This is a genomic window from Streptomyces sp. PA03-1a (assembly GCF_033792805.1).
In the GTDB taxonomy this organism is placed as follows: domain Bacteria; phylum Actinomycetota; class Actinomycetes; order Streptomycetales; family Streptomycetaceae; genus Actinacidiphila.
The window spans coordinates 1-6,175 of sequence record NZ_JARAVO010000372.1 but is presented as its reverse complement, the minus strand read 5'-3'; the positions used below and the strand labels follow the sequence as shown (position 1 = coordinate 6,175).

Genomic DNA, 6,175 nt, shown 5'->3' with positions numbered 1-6,175 from the left:
CCCCACCCGTCGGCCGACCGTCCCCGGCCGGCGGAGGCCCGCGCCCCCGGGCGTCCCGTCAGGCCACGGGACCGCCGCGGTAGGCACGGGGCGAGCTCCCCGTGACCTCCTTGAAGGCCGTGCTGAGCGCGCTCTCGGAGCCGTAGCCGACCGCGCGGGCGATGACGGCGAGGGTCTCGGTGCCCTTGCGCAGGCGCTGCGAGGCGAGTTCGATGCGCCACCGCCTGAGGTAGTCCAGCGGCGGACAGCCCACGGTCCGCTTGAACCGTGCGGCGAGCGTGGACCTCGACACCCCGCTGGTGCGGGCGAGTTCGGCGACCGTCCAGCCGTGCGCCGGCGCACGGTGCAGCGCGGCCAGGGCGGGCGCCACGACGGGGTCGGACAGGCCCGCCGGCCAGCCAGACGCGCCGTGCGACTCCTCTGCGAGGTGCAGACGCAGCACGTGGACCAGCATGACGACGGCCAGGTGCTCCGCCACGAGGGTGGAGGCCACGGGCCGTCGCAGCAGCTCCTGCCCGATCTGCTCCAGTGCCCAGCCCACGGTCTGCGCGTGCGCGGTCCCCACGGGCACGTGGATGACCGGCGGCAGGGCGTCCAGCAGCAGGGCCCGCGCGCGGTCGCCGAAGGAGAAGCGGCCGCCGACCAGCAGGACGTCGTCCCCCCGGCCGACCCGCGCGAAACCGCCCTCCGCCGCGGCGAACACCGGCTCCGCGGCGACCGGGGCCACGCCGGGAGCGCTGCGCAGCACGAACGGGCGGGCCTGGGTGAGCAGGAAGCAGTCGCCCGCGGCCAGCTCCACCGGCCCGTCCGCCCCCTCGACCTCCAGGAGGCACCCGCCGTGCCGGACCGCGTTGAACTTCACCCCGGACGGCGCCTCGAAGCGCACCGCCCACTCGCCGCCCGCCACGAGGCCCGTCGACAGGTGGGCCCTGGTCTCCAGCAGGGCCAGCACGTCCTCGAGCGGATCCATGACGTACCTCCTGGGTCTGGACGATGGCTGAAGTTTTCCGGAGTTTTCATTATGGAGAATACGCGATGCCGTCCATAGCCTGGTTCGCGTACCAGCCGTTCCCCTCCCGAGAAGGTCACCGTGCTCGACCACCCCCTGCTGCAGACCCCCTTCCCCTCGCACGCCACGGCCTCCGAGGTCGTCAGCGGAGTCGACCTCACCGGCCGGCGCGCCCTCGTCACCGGCGGCGCCTCCGGCATCGGCCTGGAAACGGTCCGGGCCCTGGCCTCGGCCGGCGCGGACGTCACCGTCGCCACGCGCGACCCCGCCGCCGCGGAGCCGGCCCTCCGCGGACTCGCCACCACCGCCCCGGCGGGCTCGGTGGACGTACGGGGCCTCGACCTGGCCGACCTCGCGTCCGTCGCACACTTCGCGGACGCCTGGAGCGGGCCGCTCGACATCCTCGTCGCCAACGCCGGGATCATGGCCCTCCCCACCCGCCAGGTCACCGACCTCGGGTGGGAGCTGCAGCTCGCCACCAACCACCTCGGGCACTTCGCCCTCGCCACGGCGCTCCACCCCGCACTGCGGGCGGCCGGGTCGGCCCGGCTGGTGGTCGTCAGCTCCGGAGCCCACCACAACGCCGCGTTCGACTTCGGCGACCCCCACTTCGAGCGGCGTCCCTACGACCCCTGGACGGCCTACGCGCAGTCCAAGACCGCCGACGTCCTGCTCGCGGTGGGCGCCCGCCGGTGGGCCGCCGACGGCGTCACGGCCAACGCGCTCAACCCCGGATGGATCCTCAGCACCAACCTCCAGCGCCACATCGACGCCGGCACCATGCGGGCGATGGGCGTGACGGACGAGGACGGCGCCGTCATCCCGCAGCCGTACCACAAGACCGCGGAGCAGGGAGCCGCCACCTCGGTGCTGCTCGCGGCGTCGCCGCTGCTCGACGGGGTGACCGGACGCTACTTCGAGGACAACCAGGAGGCGCCGGTCGTGGACGGGGACGAAGGGCGCCCCGGCGGCGTCGCCGCCCACGCCGTGGACCCGATCGCCGCGGACCGGCTCTGGGACCGCGCCCTGTGCGCCCTGCGGGTGTGACCTCCCGGACCTGCCCCCTGTCCGATGTCACACCGGGGAGGCCGCCGTCCGTCGTACGCCCGCAGGCACGACGCGGACGACCCCAGGAGGCACGACATGTCCCGCATCTCCCTCGACCCGCCCCGGACCCCGTTCATCCGGCTCGCCGAGTGGTACGCGCGCCGCAGGTTCGGCAGGGTCCTCGACCCCGGCCGGGCGGTCGGCCACAACCCGAAGGTGCTGATGTCCTACGCCCGCTTCGAGCAGGGCGTGGAGAAGTGGCACGCGCTCGACCCGGGCCTCAAGCACCTCGCCGTCATGGCGTCCGCGGTCCGCATCGGCTGCTCCTGGTGCGTGGACTTCGGCCACTGGAAGGCCGAGGGCCTGAGGCTGCCCATGGAGAAGGTGGGCAAGGTGCCCGTCTGGCGCGACCACCGGGAGGACTTCACCGAGCTCGAGCAGTGGGTGATGGAGTACGCCGAGGCCATGAGCGAGACGGAGCCGTCCGTCACCGACGACCTGGCCCGCCGGCTGCTCGACCGGCTCGGTGAGGCCGCCTTCGTCGAGCTCACGGCCATGGTCGCGGTGGAGAACCTGCGCTCCCGGCTCAACAGCGCCCTCGGGCTGACCAGCCAGGGCTTCTCCGAGCAGTGCGCGGTCCCGCCCCGTACGTCCTGACCGCCCCGCGGCCGGGTCACGCCGCCGCGGCGCCCTCGGGGGTCGCGGCCCGGGCCGTGCGGCCCTCGTGCCAGAGGGCCGCACCGGTCACCAGCGCGCCCACGCCCTCCCACACGCCGACCCCGAGGAAACCGGAGGGCGCCCGCCCGATCACCACGGCCGTGGTGAAGACGGTGAAGGTCAGCAGCCGGAACGGGACCGTCCAGCGGAAGAAGGCGCGCCAGTCGGCGAGGGCCGCCAGGACGTAGTAGACGCCCATGTTGAGCGCCGCCATCGAGGACGCGGTGAGGAAGACCAGGGTGTAGTCGCCGGCTGCGCGGTGGTCCGGACGGTGGAAGCCGAGCAGGGACAGCTGCACGGCCGGCGACACGATCCCGACGATGCCGAGCGCGGCGGCGAGCACACCGAAGACGGCCATGGTCCAGCCGGAAAGGGAGCGGGGGAGACGCACCGGTCCTCCAAGTCCGGGGGCGGCGGCTTCGACGCCCCAACTCCCATGATCCTAGGGGATGTTCAGGCCGACTCCCGCCGTATCAGCTCCGTCGGGAGGATCACCGCGGACGGCTCGTCACCGGCGATGCGGGCGAGCAGCAGCCGCACCATCTCGGCGCTGATCCGGTCCCACGGCTGGCGGATCGTGGTCAGCGGCGGCAGCGTGGCCAGCGCCGCCGGGGAGTCGTCGAAGCCGCCCACCGCGACGTGCTCCGGCACCCGCCGCCCGGCCCGTTCCAGCGCCGCCAGCGCGCCCTGGGCCATCAGGTCGGAGGCGACGAAGACCGCGTCCAGGCCGGGGGAGCGGTCCAGCAGCGCGGTCATCGCGGCCTCCCCGCTGGCCCGGCTGTAGTCGCCCTCGGCGATCAGGGTCTCGTCGGCGGGCAGCCCCGCGGCGGCCAGCTCCTCGCGGTAGCCCGCCAGGCGCTGGACACCGCCGGGGGTGTCCAGCGGCCCCGTGATCATGGCGATCGTGCGCCGCCCGGAGGCCACGAGGTGCCGCACCATCCGGTGCGCGCCGCCCCGCTCGTCGGCCGCCACGTACGCGACCCGGCCGCCCTGCCCCAGCGGCTCACCGCAGGCGACGACCGGGACCCCGGCCTTCTCCAGCCGCTCGGCGACCGGGTTCCCCGAGTGGCTGGACACCAGCAGCACGCCGTCGACGTGCCCGGCGGTGATGTAGCGGGTGATCCGCCGCCGCTCCGACTCGTCGCCGGCGATCATCAGCAGCAGCGGTATGTCGTGCGCGGCCAGCGCCTGGGTGCAGCCGCTGAGCAGCACGTTGAAGTTCGGGTCCTCGAAGAAGCGCTCCTGCGGCTCGGTGAGAAGGAAGCCCACCGAGTCCGAACGCCCGGTGATCAGGCTGCGGGCGTGCCGGTTCACCACGTATCCGGTGCGGCGGATGGCGGCGTTGACCGCCTCCATCGCGGCCGGGCTCACGTTGTGCCCGCCGTTGAGGACGCGCGACACCGTGCCCCGTGACACACCCGCCTCGCGGGCCACGTCGTGGATCGTCGGGGGACGGCGTCGTTCTGTGCGGCTCATACCGTTCTTCCTTCGGGACTCCTCAGGACTTTACGGCCCCGGAGAGCAGGTCCAGGCTCCAGAACCGCTGGATCACCAGGAACAGTGCGATCAGCGGCATTATCGCCAGCATCGCACCGGTGATCACCAGCGTGTAGAGGGCGGGCGCCGAGGCGCCCTGCTGGAGCAGGGTGAACAGGCCCAGCGTCACCGGGAACTTCTCGTCGTCGCCCAGCATGATGAACGGCAGCAGGAAGTTGTTCCAGATCGCCACGAACTGGAAGAGGAAGACCGTCACCAGTCCGGGCAGCATCACCGGCAGCGCGATCGTGCGGAAGATCCGCCACTCGCCCGCCCCGTCCACCCGGGCCGCCTCCACCACCTCGTCCGGCACGGCGGCGGAGGCGTAGATCCGCGCCAGGTAGATGCCGTACGGCGCCAGGACGCTCGGCAGCAGCACCGACAGGTAGCTGTCGGCCAGACCCGCCTTGGCCATCAGCAGGTACTGCGGGATCGCCAGGATGACCGGCGGCATCAGCACCCCGGTCAGCAGGACGTTGAAGATCGCCTCGCGGCCGCGGAAGCGGTACTTCGCCAGTGCGTAGCCGCTCACCGCGGACACCGCGGTGGACAGCAGCGCGCCGAGGCCCGCGTAGAAGAGGGAGTTGAGCATCCACCGCCAGTAGACGCCGTCGCGGTACGCCGTCAGCGCGGAGACGTTGTCGACCAGGCCCGTGCCGGGCAGGAAGGTGAACGTCGCGAACAGCTCGCGGCTGCTCTTCGTCGACGCCACCAGCACCCACGCGACCGGGAGCAGGCAGTACGCCGCCCCGAGCAGCAGCACGACGGTCGGGACCAGGCCGGTCCCGCGGCGCCGCCGCGGCGCGGATTCGCGGGCCGCCGTGGTGGCGCCGGGCCGCTGGGCGAGGGGGGTTGCCGTGACGCTCATCAGGAGGCTCCCTGCCGGGTACGGGAGTTGGCCGCCCGCAGGAAGCCGAAGGACAGGACGAGGGTGACGACGGCGATGACCACGGACGTCGCGGCCGCCGAGTGGAGGTCGCCGCGCACGAAGGCGTCCTGGTAGACCTTCATCAGCGGGCTCCAGGTCGTGGAGATCGAGTTCGTCATCCCCTTCAGGGTCATCGGCTCGCCGAAGACCTGGAAGGTGGCGATCATCGAGAAGAAGAAGGTCAGCACGAGCGCCGGCGCCACCGTGGGGATCTTGATCCGCAGCGCGATCTGCAGCTCCGAGCAGCCGTCGATCCGCGCGGCCTCGTAGATCTCGGAGGGCACCGCCCGCAGCGACGTGTAGATCACGATCATGTTGAAGCCCGTGCCGCCCCACACGGCCACGTTCGCCAGCGCGCCGAAGAGCGCGCCGCCGGTCAGCAGGTCCGGCTCCGGCAGGCCCATGGCACCCAGCGCGTAGTGGAGCGGGCTGAGCGAAGGCAGGTAGAGGAAGCCCCACAGCAGCGCCGCGACCACCCCGGGCACGGCGTACGGCAGGAAGATCGCCAGCCGCGAGAAGCCGCGCAGCCGGGTCCGCTGCGCGTCCAGCATCAGGGCGAACAGCAGGGCGAGGCCCAGCATCACCGGCACGACGATCGCGCCGTAGCCGAGGATGCGGGCGGCGCCGTGCAGGAGCTCGGTGTCGGACAGGACGGAGGTGTAGTTGGACAGCCCCGCCCAGGCCTCGCCGCGTGCGCCCCGTCCCAGGCCCAGGCCCTTGACCTCGATCTTGCGGAAGCTCAGGTAGACGGCGTAGCCGATGGGGAGCGCGAAGGTCGCGGCGAACAGGAGGACGGCGGGGACGAGGAATCCGTAGGGGGCGAGGCGTCGGGTGCGCCGGGCAGCGGACGTGGGCGGCATGGGCGGCTCGTTTCAGACGGCTGACGGCTGACGGCTGACGGCTGACGGCTGAGGGCGGACGGACGGGCAGCGGACGGG

General features: G+C 72.9%; 7 protein-coding genes. 2 read left to right on the top strand and 5 right to left on the bottom strand.

The genetic code is table 11. The features are described 5' to 3' along the window. Positions 1-58: 58 nt before the first annotated feature. Positions 59-970: an AraC family transcriptional regulator gene (locus PV341_RS43165; protein ID WP_500360755.1), complete on the bottom strand. Its 912-nt coding sequence runs from the start codon at positions 968-970 to the stop codon at positions 59-61. A 120-nt stretch (positions 971-1,090) separates the two neighbouring features. Here PV341_RS43165 and PV341_RS43160 point away from each other — a divergent pair, with 120 nt between their 5' ends. Further along, entirely contained in the window at positions 1,091-2,056 is a 966-nt protein-coding gene (locus PV341_RS43160; protein ID WP_500327299.1) for an SDR family NAD(P)-dependent oxidoreductase, read from the top strand. 96 nt (positions 2,057-2,152) lie between these two features. Next, a complete protein-coding gene (locus PV341_RS43155) occupies positions 2,153-2,713 on the top strand; it encodes a carboxymuconolactone decarboxylase family protein (RefSeq protein WP_500327301.1) in 561 nt (186 codons plus the stop codon). A gap of 16 nt (positions 2,714-2,729) precedes the next feature. Here PV341_RS43155 and PV341_RS43150 read toward each other — a convergent pair whose 3' ends face one another. From PV341_RS43150 to PV341_RS43135, 4 genes are all read right to left on the bottom strand, one after another. After that, positions 2,730-3,131, bottom strand: coding sequence for a hypothetical protein (locus PV341_RS43150; RefSeq protein WP_500327423.1), 402 nt, complete (start codon positions 3,129-3,131; stop codon positions 2,730-2,732). A gap of 95 nt (positions 3,132-3,226) precedes the next feature. Beyond that, entirely contained in the window at positions 3,227-4,249 is a 1,023-nt protein-coding gene (locus PV341_RS43145; protein ID WP_500360753.1) for a LacI family DNA-binding transcriptional regulator, read from the bottom strand. A gap of 22 nt (positions 4,250-4,271) precedes the next feature. Then, complete coding sequence (locus PV341_RS43140; RefSeq protein ID WP_500360752.1) at positions 4,272-5,177, bottom strand: carbohydrate ABC transporter permease; 906 nt, start codon at positions 5,175-5,177, stop codon at positions 4,272-4,274. Next, on the bottom strand, positions 5,177-6,097 hold the full coding sequence (locus PV341_RS43135; RefSeq protein WP_500360751.1) for a carbohydrate ABC transporter permease: 921 nt from the start codon (positions 6,095-6,097) through the stop codon (positions 5,177-5,179). Before PV341_RS43135 ends, PV341_RS43140 begins: the two co-directional genes overlap by 1 nt. Positions 6,098-6,175: the final 78 nt, after the last annotated feature.

Coding starts and splice junctions, on each gene's coding strand:
- PV341_RS43165 (WP_500360755.1), bottom strand. CDS start 970: ATGGATCCGCTCGAGGACGTGCTGGCCCTGCTGGAGACCAGGGCCCAC.
- PV341_RS43155 (WP_500327301.1), top strand. CDS start 2,153: ATGTCCCGCATCTCCCTCGACCCGCCCCGGACCCCGTTCATCCGGCTC.
- PV341_RS43150 (WP_500327423.1), bottom strand. CDS start 3,131: ATGGCCGTCTTCGGTGTGCTCGCCGCCGCGCTCGGCATCGTCGGGATC.
- PV341_RS43145 (WP_500360753.1), bottom strand. CDS start 4,249: ATGAGCCGCACAGAACGACGCCGTCCCCCGACGATCCACGACGTGGCC.
- PV341_RS43140 (WP_500360752.1), bottom strand. CDS start 5,177: ATGAGCGTCACGGCAACCCCCCTCGCCCAGCGGCCCGGCGCCACCACG.
- PV341_RS43135 (WP_500360751.1), bottom strand. CDS start 6,097: ATGCCGCCCACGTCCGCTGCCCGGCGCACCCGACGCCTCGCCCCCTAC.